General features: G+C 61.9%; 13 protein-coding genes. 2 read left to right on the forward strand and 11 right to left on the reverse strand.

Going from position 1 to position 14,051, the window contains the following annotated elements:
- Window position 1: 1 nt before the first annotated feature.
- The 5 genes from hyfE to ABXR19_RS09070 are packed head-to-tail and all read right to left on the reverse strand — an operon-like array spanning window position 2 to window position 5,708.
- Entirely contained in the window at window positions 2-652 is a 651-nt protein-coding gene (gene hyfE, locus ABXR19_RS09050; protein WP_354600796.1) for a hydrogenase 4 membrane subunit, read from the reverse strand.
- Window positions 653-662: 10 nt separating this feature from the next.
- The gene (locus ABXR19_RS09055; protein WP_354600797.1) at window positions 663-2,102 is read right to left on the reverse strand and encodes a hydrogenase 4 subunit D; all 1,440 of its coding nucleotides are present in this window, start codon (window positions 2,100-2,102) and stop codon (window positions 663-665) included.
- Window positions 2,103-2,109: 7 nt separating this feature from the next.
- Window positions 2,110-3,048: a respiratory chain complex I subunit 1 family protein gene (locus ABXR19_RS09060; RefSeq protein ID WP_354600798.1), complete on the reverse strand. Its 939-nt coding sequence runs from the start codon at window positions 3,046-3,048 to the stop codon at window positions 2,110-2,112.
- Window positions 3,049-3,057: 9 nt separating this feature from the next.
- A complete protein-coding gene (gene hyfB, locus ABXR19_RS09065; protein WP_354600799.1) occupies window positions 3,058-5,079 on the reverse strand; it encodes a hydrogenase 4 subunit B in 2,022 nt (673 codons plus the stop codon).
- Window positions 5,076-5,708 (reverse strand): 4Fe-4S dicluster domain-containing protein, encoded by a 633-nt coding sequence (locus tag ABXR19_RS09070; RefSeq protein ID WP_354600800.1) that lies wholly within the window; start codon window positions 5,706-5,708, stop codon window positions 5,076-5,078. The genes hyfB and ABXR19_RS09070 overlap by 4 nt, the downstream gene beginning before the upstream one ends.
- 352 nt (window positions 5,709-6,060) lie before the next feature.
- Between ABXR19_RS09070 and ABXR19_RS09075 the strand changes: the two genes are divergently transcribed.
- A complete protein-coding gene (locus ABXR19_RS09075; protein ID WP_354600801.1) occupies window positions 6,061-6,837 on the forward strand; it encodes a formate/nitrite transporter family protein in 777 nt (258 codons plus the stop codon).
- A 214-nt stretch (window positions 6,838-7,051) separates the two neighbouring features.
- On the opposite strand, the gene hypE is transcribed toward ABXR19_RS09075, so the two are convergent.
- From hypE to hypA, 6 genes are all read right to left on the reverse strand, one after another.
- Window positions 7,052-8,092 carry a hydrogenase expression/formation protein HypE gene (hypE, locus tag ABXR19_RS09080; RefSeq protein WP_354600802.1) on the reverse strand — a complete coding sequence of 347 codons (1,041 nt, stop codon included), beginning with the start codon at window positions 8,090-8,092 and terminating at the stop codon, window positions 7,052-7,054.
- Entirely contained in the window at window positions 8,089-9,228 is a 1,140-nt protein-coding gene (gene hypD / locus ABXR19_RS09085; protein WP_354600803.1) for a hydrogenase formation protein HypD, read from the reverse strand. Before hypD ends, hypE begins: the two co-directional genes overlap by 4 nt.
- A 2-nt stretch (window positions 9,229-9,230) precedes the next feature.
- On the reverse strand, window positions 9,231-9,485 hold the full coding sequence (locus ABXR19_RS09090) for a HypC/HybG/HupF family hydrogenase formation chaperone (RefSeq protein ID WP_354600804.1): 255 nt from the start codon (window positions 9,483-9,485) through the stop codon (window positions 9,231-9,233).
- A 165-nt stretch (window positions 9,486-9,650) separates the two neighbouring features.
- Entirely contained in the window at window positions 9,651-12,002 is a 2,352-nt protein-coding gene (hypF, locus tag ABXR19_RS09095; RefSeq protein ID WP_354600805.1) for a carbamoyltransferase HypF, read from the reverse strand.
- Window positions 11,954-12,808, reverse strand: a complete 855-nt coding sequence (gene hypB, locus ABXR19_RS09100; protein ID WP_354600806.1) for a hydrogenase nickel incorporation protein HypB — start codon at window positions 12,806-12,808, stop codon at window positions 11,954-11,956. The genes hypF and hypB overlap by 49 nt, the downstream gene beginning before the upstream one ends.
- Before the next feature lie 15 nt (window positions 12,809-12,823).
- A complete protein-coding gene (gene hypA / locus ABXR19_RS09105; RefSeq protein WP_354600807.1) occupies window positions 12,824-13,165 on the reverse strand; it encodes a hydrogenase maturation nickel metallochaperone HypA in 342 nt (113 codons plus the stop codon).
- A 318-nt stretch (window positions 13,166-13,483) separates the two neighbouring features.
- Between hypA and ABXR19_RS09110 the strand changes: the two genes are divergently transcribed.
- Window positions 13,484-14,029 carry a 4Fe-4S dicluster domain-containing protein gene (locus ABXR19_RS09110; RefSeq protein ID WP_354600808.1) on the forward strand — a complete coding sequence of 182 codons (546 nt, stop codon included), beginning with the start codon at window positions 13,484-13,486 and terminating at the stop codon, window positions 14,027-14,029.
- Window positions 14,030-14,051: the final 22 nt, after the last annotated feature.

A 14,051-nucleotide genomic window follows, 5' to 3' on the forward strand; every position in this document is an offset into this window, starting at 1 on the left:
GTCAGCCCTTCAAGGCCGTGAGTTGCCTCACGTCAAGCGTGTGCAGCGTATGGTGAATTTTTCTGGCCAGCACGACCATGATGAGCACCGCAAAGACCGCATCCGTCGCGATGCCGACCTCGACCAGCTCCGGCGCCTTGTAGGCGAGCAAGGCCAGAGTCAGGTGCGCGCCGTTCTCCATCAGGCAGTAACCGAAGATCTGCTTGAGGATGTTGCGCTGACTCACGATGCAGACCAGCCCGAGCATGAAGTGCCCCAGCGACACGCCCAACGCGGGTTTGAGTTGCGCCACCACCGCCAGCTGCACCGAGGAAACGGCATAGCAGGACAAGCCCACAATCACCGCCGCGACCATGACCAGCCAGGCCGGACTCAACACCCCCGGCAAGTCTTCGGTTTCCGGCAATGAGCCCAATGCGCGCAGCATGATCAGTGGCACCAGCACCACCTTGGTGATGAACGCCGAGGCACCCCACCAGTAAAGCTCGTGCGCACCGTGCGAGACCGCCAGCGCCAGGAAAATCAGCACCAGCACCATGGACTGCAAGGCATACAACTTGGCGGCCTGCCGCGTGCTGCGGGCACCGGTCACCAGCAGCGAGGTAACGATCAGCAAGCCCGCCAGCGAATTGACTATCAACGTTCCATTCATGACGAATCCCTTATCCGAGCCAGGAAGCAGCAATGAAGCTTGAGGCGACGCACATGACGATCAGCACGCTCAACACAAGCTGGATTGCCAGCGGAACCGGTGCGGCATTTGCCACCGCCTCAGACGCCTCACCGGGAGTTGTTTCACCGAACCAGCGCAGGAACCAGGCGAAACTTGCCACCGATTCCAGCAAGGCCAGCACTACGAAAGGCAAGAGCAGCAGATGCTCACTGGACAACTGGAAGCCCGCCGTAAAAATCGGGAACTTGCTGAAAAACCCGTTGAAGGGCGGCACCCCGGTAATGGAGAGCGCCGCGATGCAGAAACCGATTCCCAGCAAAGGCATGTGACGCAGCAAGCCACGCACCGAAGGCAACATGCGGGTGCCGCAGGAATAGCTGAGCGCACCTGCCACAAGGAAGAACAGGCTCTTGGCAAAGGCATGATTGAAAATGTGCGCGACGCCGCCGTTGAAGGCCATCTTCGAACCAAAGATCGACAGCGATAAGGCCATGAAAATCAGCGACAACTGCGTCATCGTCGAATACGCCAGCAGACGCTTCATGTCTTTCTGCGGCAGATACATCAGGAAACCATAGATCATCGTGATCACGGCCATGATCGTGCCGATCCAGCCGATCACTTCGGGTACCGTCCCGGCCGAGAAAATGGCGCGAGCGAAGATATAGACGCCCACCTTGACCATCGAAGCGGCATGCAGATACGCGGAGATCGGTGTCGGGGCTTCCATCGCATCAGGCAGCCAGGCGTGCAAGGGCAATTGCGCCGACTTACCCCAAGCCGCAACCAGAATACCGAGGAACACGGCAATCTTGGCGCCCTCGCCCAGATTGGCCAGCGAGCTCAGCGCGAAGGTGCCTGTCTCCATGAACAGCCAGGCCGCCGCGAAGTAGAGCCCGATCGAGGCGATGTGAGTGATCAGCAACGCCTTGAGGGCCGACTTCAGCGCCTTGGGTTTCTCGTAATAACCGATCAGCCCCCAGGAGCAGGCGCCTGTGATTTCAAAGAATATCAATTGCCCGACGATGGTCGATGACAACACCAGGCCGGCCATCGCGCCGATGAACAACAGCAGGAAGGCGTAATAACGCGGCCGCCCCTCGTGAGGATGCTCGCGATTGCCCGAGCTGAGATAGGCCGTGGAATACACGAGAACCAGAAGCCCCAGCACGACCACGGCAAGCGCCACCAGCACGCTGATCCGGTCGACAGTCAGCCCCATCAGCAGCGTACTACCGTAAGACAGCAAGTCGAATGAACTGGCCAGCTTGTCGGCTTGATTGAAATCGATAGCCAGCTTGATTACGCAAGCCGATGCCAGCGCGCCAAACAGCAAGGCGACCCACTTCGCTACCCGTTGCGGGCAGAGCGCCGTGATGGCCGCGCCAGCAAAGGGCAACAGGATGATCGCGAGTGCAATGTTCTCCATGATCTTGTCAGAGCCCCGTGAGATAGAACATAAACGCCAGCACGGCAAAGCCGAAGCCGATCCAGGTCACACGTGAAGTCAGCAGGAAGCGCCCACGCGCCATGCTGTTCTCGATCAGTCCGGCCGCCACGAAAATGACCAGCAGCTTCAGCGGCAGGATCACTGCCGCCATCAGAAACGACAGGCCGCTCAGCGTTTCCAGAATGCCGAAGGGCAGGAATACGCCAATCAGGAACTGCGCCAGCACGATCTTCTTGAGGCCCAAGCCAAGTTTCAGCACCGCCAGCGACGACCCCGAATACTCCGTCAGCGGTCCTTCCTGAAGCTCCTGCTCGGCTTCGGCCATGTCGAAAGGCAGCTTGCCCATCTCGATGAACACACTGAAGGCAAACGCCGCCAGCGCCAGCAGGATCGCCATCGGTGCCTGCAGATAGCCGCCGGCAATCGAAGCACTGATACTGCCCAGATTGGTACTGCCTTCGACCAGCGCCACCACCACCAGCGACAGGATCATGGTCGGCTCGACCAGCACGCCCATCGTCAGCTCGCGGCTCGCGCCAATGCCGGCAAACGAGCTGCCGGAATCCAGGCCCGAGAGCGCAAAGAAAAACCGCGCCAGAGCAAAGACATACGCGAAGGTAATCAGATCGGCGATCGCACCCACCGGCGAGTGACGCGTGAATACCGGCAAGGCCATCGCCAACAGCAACATGGAACTGATCACGACATAAGGCGTCACCTGAAACACAAATCCGGCTGACGCAGGCGCCACGTCCTGACGCTTCAGCAGCTTGATGATGTCGCGATAATCCTGCAGCACGCCGGGACCACGGCGGGAATGCATGCGGGCGCGAATCATCCGCGAAACACCGGTCATCAGCGGCGCGATGGCCAGCAGCACCAGTGCTTGCAGGATGGCGAGGAACAACATATCGAAACTCGGCATGACTGGCTCCTAGACCGCAATGAGAAGAAGGACGACCAGCGTCACGACGACATAGAGGCAGTAGATGCGGAAGTCGCCATGCTGCAGCCACTGCACCTTGCCCCCGATCCACTGCACCAGATCCACGATGCGATTGACCACCCTTGCATCCCAGACCGGCTCAAGACGCGTCGCCGCATCAATCGTCCATTGCAGCGAACGCTGCGCAGCACGTGAGGGATCAAGGATTTCACGCAGGCGATACAGCGGCGCAAACATCACACCCATCGGCTGGGTAAAGCCATGTGAAGACGCCGTCATGATCTGTTCCTGCGCATAGCCGCAAGCCCAGGCATCGCCGCCATGCCGACGTGCCAGACGTGCGCCCTTGAGCCCGGCCACCAGCAACAACGGCAAGACCGGAATCGCGAGCAGCAGCAAGGCCAGCAGCGGCGTGGACAACAGCGCTTGCTGCGGATTGCCGGGGAACACCGAGACGCCTTGTGCGACGACTGGCACAACTCCATTTATCAAAGAATTCGCCACGCCCGCCATCACCGGAGCCACCAGCGGCGCACCGACACCGAGCGCCACAATCAGCAGCGCCAGCAAGGCCATGGCCGCCACCATCGGTAGCGGAGCTTCTTTCGCGTGATCAGCATGCTCGCTGCGCGGCAGACCGGAGAAACTCAGACCATAAGCCTTGACGAAACACATCGCCGCCAGCGCACCGGTAATCGCCAGCATCACCATGCCCACCGGCCCGGCCATGCGCACGGCGACGTCAGAGCCCGAAGAACCCATCGAGAACAAGGCCTGATAGGTAAACCACTCGCTGACGAAACCATTCAGCGGCGGCAAGGCCGAGATTGCCATCGCGCCGACCAGGAAAGCGCCTGCCGTCCAGGGCATGCGCGTCGCCAGTCCGCCCAGTTTGTCCATGTCCTTGGTATGCGTGCGATACAGGATGGAGCCTGCGCCCAGGAACAACAAGCCCTTGAAAACCGCGTGATTGAGCAGATGATAGAAGCCAGCCAGCAAGCCCACCACCGCAAGCGCCGTGTTGTGCGTGGCCAGCCCGATCATGCCAGCACCGACGCCCATCAGGATAATGCCGACGTTCTCGACGGTGGAATAAGCCAGCAAGCGTTTGAGATCCTTTTCAGCCAGCGCGTAGAGCACGCCCAGCACGGCCGATATGCCGCCAATGGCCAACACCAGCATGCCCCACCAGCTCGTGTTCGCGCCCAGCAGATCGATACCCACCTTGATGATCCCGAACACGCCAATCTTCACCATCACGCCCGACATCAGCGCCGATGCATGCGAAGGCGCGGCCGGGTGAGCGCGTGGCAGCCAGCTGTGCAGCGGCACCATACCGGCCTTGGCGCCGAAACCGAAGAAGGCCAGCAGGAACACCACTGAGGCCAGCGGGCCGGTCAGGTGCAGCGCGCGGAAACTCTCGAAATCGAGACTGCCACTGCGGCCATAGAGAAGGAAGAAGGCCGCCATGATCAGCACCGAGCCGGCATGCGCGATCAGGAAATACAGGAAACCTGCGCTCACAGCCTCTTTATCCTGATCGAAGATCACCAGGAAATAGGAGGCCAGCGACATCATCTCGAAGAAGATCAGGAAATAGAAGGCGTTATCGACGACCATCAGCGCCACCATTGAGGCGACGAAGACATTCATGAAGAAGCCCATCGCCCAAGCACCACGCCCGGCGTATTCGCGCACATAGGCCAGCGAATACAGCGAACACACCAGCACCAGCAGCGAGATCACGAACACCATCAAGGCCGCCAGCGGATCGAGCCGCAACACGAAGTGCGCAAATGGAAATGGGCCTGCGGCGGCGAACAATTGTGTCGCGCCGCCCAGCAGGATCGGCAATGCCGCCGCAATCCCTGCCGCGCCGCCGAGGATCCCTGCCACGCCTGAAATCAGGATAGCCAATTGCTCGCGCCGCGACATCAGCACCGATGCCAAGGCCCCCGCCAGATACAAGGCCACCGAAATCAACAAGAAGCCGAGTGGAGTGGTATTCATTTTTGCTCCTGCGGGGCGATGAACGTCAGAGGAGAAGCCAGCGCCACGGCCGCTTGCTGACGCTTGGTATCGCTGGTCTGGTTCAAAGTCTGATCATCCACGGCAAACAGGGCGCTGGTCGGACAGACGCGCACGCACTCCGGCCCTTCGGCACGGAAGTCACACAGATCACATTTGACTGCAATGCTGCGCACGCCAATCGACGACACCAGAATGGGATGCAATGTCGCCGAGCTGTCGGTACCTGCAGCACCAGGCTCCGTCACGGTCAGCATATTCGGAGAGATATAACTTTGCCCCATCGACACCACACCGCTGCTCGGCGTGCCGGCGGGTGTAATCGCGCCAAAGGGACAGACAATTGCGCACAATTTGCAGCCGATGCACAGAGTCTCGTTGAGCACCACGGCATCACCGGTTTGCGTAATGGCATTAACCGGACAAACCTGGGCACACGGCGCATCGTCACAGTGACGACACAGTACGGGCGCAGTCCTGTCGCCATGCCGCACCACCGTCAGGCGCGGAAAACTCTGCAAACCCGCAGCCTTGTGCACCACGGAACAGGCGGCCATGCACGTATTGCAGCCATTGCAACGCGCAGGTTCCGCGATCACGAAGCGGTTCATCCAGCCTTCCTCCTTGTGCGATAGGGCTTTGCCGGCATCCGGTCTGCGCCGACCTCGCCCTGCTCCCGTGCCAGAAATTCGTCTTTTTTTGCGCGGCACGGAACAAAAGCGCCGTGCATTACAACGTGCCTTGTCACGCTAGTATTTGGTTCCCGTCAACCTTGGCTAATAAAGACAGAAAATTCGCCGATAAAAACAACTTGTGTGCTTCATCGTCATCACGCAACAGAGGTTTGCACCGCATCAAAGCAACGTTGATTAGCAAATCCTGTCCGACACCTGCGCTGGAGCAGCGCCTGTGCATGTGCTTGAATCGCCCCCGTCAGTACCAACACCCCCGGAGAAAATCACAATGATTGATCGTTCCTATGTCGAAAAGGCCGCAGAAAGCGGTGTTCGCAAATTCTCCCTGCTGCAGCACGATCCCGGCCGTTACCTGACCCGCTCGATCCTCGCCGGCATGTATCTGTCCATCGTGCTGTTCACCTACTGGTCACTGATCCAGAACCTGCACGACGTCAGCTTCGGCAAGGTCATCGCCTCGGCCTTCTTCGGTGTCGGCCTGACCATCATCGTATTCACCAATGCCGAGCTGTTCACCAGCAACAACATGTATCTCGCCGTCTCCTCGGCCGAGGGACAAACCAGCTGGGGACAATCCGCCGTTCTTTGGATCGCTTGCTATCTGGGCAACTTCATCGGTGCCCTGATCGTCGCCGGCCTGCTCTACGGCGCCGGCACCCTCGGCAGCCTGCCCGCCGACCATGCGCTGTATGAAGGCGCCATGCACAAGGCACATCAGGCGGCCTCGGTGATTTTCTTCAAGGGCATCCTGGCCAACTGGGTGGTGTGTCTGGCCGTGCGTCTCGCACTGCGCTGCAAGGACGACATCGCCAAGATCATGGTGCTGATCCTGGTCGTCTTCATCTTCCTGTATCTGGGCTTCGAGCACTCGATCGCCAACATGGGCACTTTCTCCATGTCCCTGCTCGGCAACGGTCAGCTCGCCCTGAACGACGCCCTCTACAACCTGGTATTCAGCACGCTGGGCAATATTGTCGGCGGCGTCGTCTTCGTCGGCCTGCCCTTCGCCTACATCAACCCGGTCGAAGACGGCTCGCAGCTTTAAGCAGTACCCTCGAAGAGCCGCGCCCCGCCTGAGTCTGCAGCAAGGCATGCTGCAGACTCAGGCGGGGCGCGGCTTTTCAGGCAGATGATGTATCACGTCTGGCAGCACCACCCAATTCCGCGCAGAAGCCGCTCTGCCGCGAAGACGAGGCGCAGACAGTACAAGCAGTACGGCAAGCCGAAGTCTACAAAGGTAGGGCGGCTTCTGCGCGGAATCAGCAAATCCGCGGCAGTTGCTCCCCGCTAAGCCAATCCACCATCCGCCGCCCGCCAAACACCGTCTCCATCTGCACGAAACCATTGGCATCCACAATCGCCTCGCCAATGATCGCCGCGTCACGCCCCTGCGGATGTGCGCGCATCACCGCCAGCAAACGCTCAGCATCCTCGGCCGGACATACCGCCACCAGCTTGCCTTCGTTCGCTACGTAGAGCGGATCGAGCCCCAGCAACTCGCAGGCTGCCGCCACCGCGCCGCGCACCGGAATCGCTTTCTCATGAATCAGCATGCCGCAGCCGGCCGCTTCGGCAAATTCGTTGAGCACCGCCGCCAACCCGCCACGCGTGGGGTCGCGAAGGCTGCGGATGCCCGGCACCGCGTCCAGCATGGCCGCCACCAGCCCATGCAGCGCCGCCGTATCGGATTCGATCGCCGTCTCGAAACTCAGGTTTTCGCGCAGCGACATGATCGCCACGCCGTGATCGCCCAGATAACCCGAGACCAGCAACTTGTCGCCCGGGCGGATGCGCTGCGGCGCGAGCTCGATGCCCGGCGCCACGACGCCTACACCGGTCGTGGTGATGAACACCCCGTCGCCCTTACCCTGCTCCACCACCTTGGTGTCGCCGGTCACGATGGGCACGCCCGCCTCTTTCGCCGCCGCCGCCATCGAAATCACGATGCGTTGCAAGTCAGCCAGCGGAAAGCCCTCTTCCAGAATGAAACCCGCCGCCAAGTACAGCGGCTGCCCGCCCGTCATCGCCACGTCATTGACCGTGCCGTGCACCGACAGACAGCCGATGTCGCCGCCGGGAAAGAACAGCGGCGAGACCACGTGACTGTCAGTCGCCATCACCATGCGCCCGGCACCAGCGGGCAAGGGGAAACAGGCGCCATCGTTCTGCGCGCGCAGATAGTCGTTGTCGAAATGGCGAACGAAGAGCTCGCGGATCAGCTGCGCCATGGCGCGGCCACCGCTGCCGTGGCTCAGGTCGACGCGACCGTTCTTGAAATCGATGGGGCGGGAATAGCTCATGCCTTGACCTCGCTGGCAGAAGCTTCCTTATGGCGCCCGTAGGTGTAGTGCGCCGCACACGCGCCCTCCGACGAAACCATGCACGCGCCAATCGGCTGATCCGGCGTGCAAGCCGTACCGAAGACCTTGCAGTCGCGCGGATGCTTATGGCCGCGCAGGATTGCCGCGCATTCGCAGGCTTTCGCATCCGGCACCTGGCGATAGGCAATGCTGTAGCGCGTCTCCGCATCAAAAGCTACGAAGGCTTCTTTGATCTTCAAGGCGCTCAGCGGCACTTCGCCGAGGCCGCGCCAGTCGAACATCTCGCGCAGCTCGAAGACTTCGGCGACCAGCGCCTGCGCCTTGCGGTTGCCTTCGCGCGTCACTGCCCGCGTGAACTGGTTTTCCACCAGCGCACGGCCTTCGTTGATCTGGCGCACCAGCATCAGAACGGACTGCAGCACATCCAGCGGTTCGAAACCTGAAATGACAACCGGCTTCTTGTAATGCTGTGCGAAGCCTTCGTAAGGTCCGGAGCCGATCACCGTGCTGACGTGGGCCGGGCCGACGAAGCCATCCAGCGCCACGGCGGCCGGGTCGCCTTCGGATTCCATGATATGCACCATCGCTGCAGGCGTGAGCACATGGTTGCAGAACACGGAAAAATTCTTCAGATCGAGCGCGGCCGCCTGCTTGATGATGGCGGCAGTCATCGGCGTGGTGGTTTCGAAACCGATGGCGAAGAAAACGACTTCGCGCGCCGGATTGTCCTGTGCGATGCGCAGCGCGTCGTCACAGGAATACACCATGCGCACATCCGCGCCCTGCGCCTTGGCGCGCAACAGCGACAAACCGCCGGAGGCCGGCACGCGCAGCGTATCGGCATAAGTACACAGGATCACGCCCTGCTCGCGCGCCAGATCAATGGCGCTGTCGATACGCCCGATCGGCAGCACGCACACCGGGCAGCCGGGGCCATGGATCATCTGCACGGCAGGTGGCAAGAGATCAAGCAGGCCGTAGCGCGAGATTGCGTGGGTGTGGCCACCGCAGAACTCCATCAGGCGATAGCTGCGGCCCGGCTGCACTTCCGCCGCAATCGCGGCAGCCAGGCCGCGCGCAACGTTCCCATTCCGAAATTCGTCGATGTATTTCATGTTCAAGCCAGGGGCGGAGTCAGCGGCAACTCATCGCCATGCGTGGCGTACATCGCAGCAAAAGTCGCCAGCGTCAGTGCCGCCTCTTCCGGGTCCAGCTTGCCGATGGCAAAGCCGACGTGGACGATCACGTAATCGCCGACCGCGACGTCCTCGACCAGCGACAGCGAGATTTCCTTCTGCACGCCCGACAGCTCGATGCGCGCGCGATCGTCGCCAAACAGTTCAATCACTCTTGCTGGAATGGCCAGACACATGGCTTGCTTCCTTTATCAATTCACCACAAACCGGATTTTGATCCGGAACCACAACATCCCGAAGAGCCACACGCAGTCTTGCTCTACAGCCTGCCTATCCGCTCAGGCAGAGCAGACCTGATTGTCAGAACACCATGCCTGAAGAAGTCTGCCAGACGCGGATCTTCAGCGTATCTGCTGCCGGACCACCCACGCCTGCCCCAGCGCCAGCCCACCATCGCCGGGCGGCGCGGCACGCGCCTCCAGCATCTGCAAACCACGTTCAGCCAGCCCCCGACGCAAGCCACGCGCCAGTATCGCATTCAGGAAACAGCCACCGGCACAGGCCACGGTGCGGATTCCGCTGGATTCTGCCGCAGCGCCCACCCACTCGACCAGTGCCTGGATCAAGGCGGCGTGAAACAGGGCCGCGCCGCGCCCGGTATCGGGCTCGTTCAGTAGATCCAGCAGCAACGGAGCGAGATCCAGCATCAAGCCGCTGGGCTGCGCGCTCAAAACATGCAAAGCCTCGTTCAGGCGCAGTTCGCCGTAAGCCTCGGCCAGCCCTTCCAGCCGCATCGCGGCCTGCCCCTCGAAGCTCATGCGCGCCTGCACGCCGAGCAGGCCGGCGGCGGCATCGAACCAGCGTCCTATGCTGGTGGTCTGCGGCACACCACGCGCCAGCATCTGCGCCAGCTGCGCAGCACCCGGCTCAGCCGAGAAGCGTGTGGCAATTTCGTCGCCACGCCCGAGCAAATCCAGCCCCGCCGCGCCCATGCGCCAGGGTTCGCGGGCAGCACGGTCGCCACCGGGCAAACCGATGGGCCGCAGATGGCCGAGGCGCTCGAAGCCTGCGCCCTCGACACGCAGCAATTCGCCGCCCCAAGCCGTGCCATCCGTTCCGAGCCCGACACCATCGAGCGCGAGGCCCAGCACTGGTTCGGCGATGCGATGTTCGGCAAGCACGGCAGCGATGTGGGCGTGGTGATGCTGCACGCCGATGGCCGGCACTTGCCAACGTTCGGCCAGACGCAAGGCGAGCTGGGTGCTGAAGAAATCCGGATGCAGATCGTGGGCGACAGCCTGTGGCTGGACCTGCAGCAAGCCTTGCAGATGCTCGACCGCAGCTTCGAGCGCGCGGCAATTGGCGACACGATCCAGATCGCCGATGTGCTGCGAAAGGAAGGCTTCTTCGTCCCGCGTGAAGCACAGCGCATTCTTGAAGAAACCGCCCAGTGCCAGCACTGGCGGGCCACTGCGGCTTAGCAGAATCGCCGTCGGCGTGAAGCCGCGCGCGCGCCGGATGAACTGTGGGCTGCCGCTGCCCGGCTGGCGGCGCAGCACGCTGTCGTCAGTACGGATCAGGATGCCCCGGTCATGCAGGAGATATGCATCGGCGATGCCCTGCAGACCAGTCAGCGCCTCGGCGTTATCCGTGACAAGCGGCTCGCCGTGCGGATTGGCGCTGGTCATAACCAGCGCTAGCGGCTGCGCTTCATTCAGCCACGATGCGCTCGGAGAACGGCCAACAGACTCGTGGTACAGCAGATAGTGGAGCGGCGTGTAAGGCAACATCACGCCCAGCCAGGCGAGATCCGGCGCCACGCCGGGCAAGGCCGCATCAGCGCCCGGAAGCTTTCTCAATAGCACGATGGGCCGCGCGCGGCTTTCAAGCTCCGTCGCTTCTTCCAGGCCAAGCTCCGCCAGCCCGGCCAGCGAAGCGCGATTCGCCACCATGATCGCCAGCGGCTTTTCCTCACGGTCCTTGCGTCGACGCAGCTCGGCCACCGCCGCCGCGTTGCGCGCATCGCAGGCCAAGTGGAAGCCGCCGAGACCTTTCAGCCCAACGATCTCACCGCGCCGGATACGCGCCAGGGTCTCGGCAATCGGATCACCGGCAATGGCCTGCCCGCTCGCGTCGAGCAGCGTCAGTTGAGGCCCGCAGACCGGGCAGGCATTCGGTTCGGCATGGAAACGGCGATTGAACGGATCGGTGTATTCGGCGAGACAAGCCGGGCATTGCGTGAAGCTAGCCATGCTAGTGTGGGCGCGGTCATACGGCAAACGGGCGGCGATGGTGTAGCGCGGGCCGCAGTCGGTGCAATTGATGAAGGCGTAGCGATAGCGGCGATTGGCCGGATCGCAGAGTTCGGCCAAGCAGCCCGGGCATACGCACAGATCCGGGCCGATCACGGCCTGATTGGCGCCGCCGGCTTCGCTGGCAAGAATGGTGAAACCGGCCGCGTCAGCTTCCGGCGCAAGTGTTTCCGTTTCAACAGCATCGATGCGCGCGGCCGCTGGTGCATCACGGCGCAAACGCTCGGCGAAAACGGCCAAGGCCGCGTCGGCGCCCTGCACTTCCAGCGTCACGCCGCCTGCATCGTTGCGCACCCAGCCGAGCAAGTCGAGTTCATGCGCCAGGCGATGCACGAAGGGCCGGAAGCCGACCCCCTGGACGATGCCGCGAAGACGCAGACGCAGCCTTGCTCTCAAGCCAGCATGCTCGAAGAAGCCCGCTGTACGCCGCTCTCCAGCCATGCCTGCCATGCGTCGCAACCCGCACCAGTCTTCGAGGAGAGCTGAATCACCGGCAAATCCGGGCGCACCTGACGCGCATAGCGGATCGCCAGTTCAACATCGAAATCCAGATAGGGCAGCAGATCGGTCTTGCTGATCAGCAGCAGATCGGCGGCGCGGAACATGTCCGGGTATTTCAGCGGCTTGTCCTCGCCTTCGGTCACCGAAAGAATCACCACCTTGTGCGCCTCGCCCAGATCGAAGGCGGCCGGGCAGACGAGGTTGCCGACGTTCTCGATCAGCAGCAGGCCGTTCTGCGGCAGCTGCGCCTGCGCGGTCAGTTGCGCGGCAGCCTGCGCCACCATGTGCGCGTCCAGATGGCAGCCCTTGCCGGTATTGATCTGCACGGCCGGCGCGCCGGTGGCGCGGATGCGCTCGGCATCGTTAGCCGTCTGCTGGTCGCCCTCGATCACGGCCAGCGACGTGCGGCCGGCCCAGCGCTGGATGGTATCGACCAGCAGCGTGGTCTTGCCCGAACCGGGACTGGAAACGAAATTGAGGACAAAGAGCCCGCGCGCGGCGAAAGCCTGCCGGTTCGCCTCGGCCTGCGCATCGTTGCCGGAGAGGATGTCCTGCTCGATGCGCAGCACGCGTTCAGCCGTCATCTGCGGCGCGTGATTAGCCTCCAGCGGCGCATGGCTGTGACCCACGGGCCGGAAGCTGCCGGCTTTGGGCGCAATGGCTTCCTTGCGCTGACGCGGCGCGTAGCGCAAATCATGTCCGTCAATGCTGGCGTTGCCGCCGCCACAACCACAGGTCACGCACATTGCTTCACTCCTGACTCACTCTATGCTGATGTCGACCACCTGCATCTGGTCTCCATCCGTAATGTTCAGCTGGTAGCCGCCGCATTGCGGACAGGGCTCGCCAATCTGCTTCAGCGCGACCTCCGCACTGCAGGTGGCACACCAGGCCAGGCCCGGTGCACGCACGACTTCGATCTGCGCGCCTGCGGCCAGAGTGTCCCGGCTCACCACCTCGCAGCAATACTGCATGGTATCCGGGTCGACGTGCGCCAGCGCGCCAATCGACAATCTGATCCGCGTAACGCGCCGGGCCTCGGCCTTGCGCGCGGCAGCTTCAACGATTCCGATGGCGCGTTCCGCCAGCGTCAGTTCATGCATGCACAGTCCCTTACTTTCTAGATGCTAGCGCGAAGCATGTCACGCCTCGCCTCATGCTGGCGACGATGCGCGTCAAACAATGAACAGTCGTCAGCAAGATCCCGAGCTGTATCGCACTGCAGCAAGTCAAAGCAAATAAACCACCGAAGCTTCAAAGACACAAACCTGACGTTATTAAGCGAAAAATCGCGCTGTGTGCGCAAAGCTTGATCCTCGTCTAGTCGCCACAGACGACTTATGCGAAAGATCGCAAGTTCTAGAGGACGGCCAATTTTGTAAGGCATCGAAGCCGCCCAGATCCACACAAGGAGGCAATGAATGAACCGGTTTGTTATCGCGGAAGCCAGCAAATGCATCGGCTGTCGCACGTGCGAGATCGCCTGTGCCATGGCGCACCCTGTGGGCAAGGGGGCGGACATGCTGTCGCCACAGAATTTTTCGCCGCGCCTGACGATCGTCCGCGCAGGCACGATCACCACCCCCATCCTGTGCCGTCAGTGCGATGACGCGCCCTGTGTGCGTGCCTGCCCAAGCGGCGCCATTATTTACGGCCAGGACAGCGTACAGGTGTTACAAGAACGCTGCGTCGGCTGCAAAACCTGTGTGGTGGCTTGCCCCTACGGCGCGATGACCGTGGTCAGCGTACCTGCCGCAGGCCAGGCCGGCTCGATGCTGGTGTCGCAAAAAATGAAATCCGAAGCGCAGAAGTGCGACTTGTGCAGTGATCGCGCCGAGGGCCCGGCCTGTATTCCGTCCTGCCCGACCAAGGCTTTGCACCTGGTGGACAAGGAAGCGATGGCCGCGAGCTTGCGCAAACGTCAGGAACAAGCCGCCCTGAATCTCGCCACCAACCTGCAGTTTTGAATCGAATTCGAATTATCCGGAA

The sequence above is a fragment of the Uliginosibacterium flavum genome (assembly GCF_040566545.1).
Taxonomy (GTDB): domain Bacteria; phylum Pseudomonadota; class Gammaproteobacteria; order Burkholderiales; family Rhodocyclaceae; genus Uliginosibacterium; species Uliginosibacterium flavum.

Coding starts and splice junctions, on each gene's coding strand:
- hyfB (WP_354600799.1), bottom strand. CDS start 5,079: ATGAATACCACTCCACTCGGCTTCTTGTTGATTTCGGTGGCCTTGTAT.
- hypB (WP_354600806.1), bottom strand. CDS start 12,808: ATGTGCGTGACCTGTGGTTGTGGCGGCGGCAACGCCAGCATTGACGGA.
- ABXR19_RS09110 (WP_354600808.1), top strand. CDS start 13,484: ATGAACCGGTTTGTTATCGCGGAAGCCAGCAAATGCATCGGCTGTCGC.
- hypE (WP_354600802.1), bottom strand. CDS start 8,092: ATGAGCTATTCCCGCCCCATCGATTTCAAGAACGGTCGCGTCGACCTG.
- ABXR19_RS09055 (WP_354600797.1), bottom strand. CDS start 2,102: ATGGAGAACATTGCACTCGCGATCATCCTGTTGCCCTTTGCTGGCGCG.
- hypD (WP_354600803.1), bottom strand. CDS start 9,228: ATGAAATACATCGACGAATTTCGGAATGGGAACGTTGCGCGCGGCCTG.
- ABXR19_RS09060 (WP_354600798.1), bottom strand. CDS start 3,048: ATGCCGAGTTTCGATATGTTGTTCCTCGCCATCCTGCAAGCACTGGTG.
- hypF (WP_354600805.1), bottom strand. CDS start 12,002: ATGGCTGGAGAGCGGCGTACAGCGGGCTTCTTCGAGCATGCTGGCTTG.
- hypA (WP_354600807.1), bottom strand. CDS start 13,165: ATGCATGAACTGACGCTGGCGGAACGCGCCATCGGAATCGTTGAAGCT.
- hyfE (WP_354600796.1), bottom strand. CDS start 652: ATGAATGGAACGTTGATAGTCAATTCGCTGGCGGGCTTGCTGATCGTT.
- ABXR19_RS09090 (WP_354600804.1), bottom strand. CDS start 9,485: ATGTGTCTGGCCATTCCAGCAAGAGTGATTGAACTGTTTGGCGACGAT.
- ABXR19_RS09070 (WP_354600800.1), bottom strand. CDS start 5,708: ATGAACCGCTTCGTGATCGCGGAACCTGCGCGTTGCAATGGCTGCAAT.
- ABXR19_RS09075 (WP_354600801.1), top strand. CDS start 6,061: ATGATTGATCGTTCCTATGTCGAAAAGGCCGCAGAAAGCGGTGTTCGC.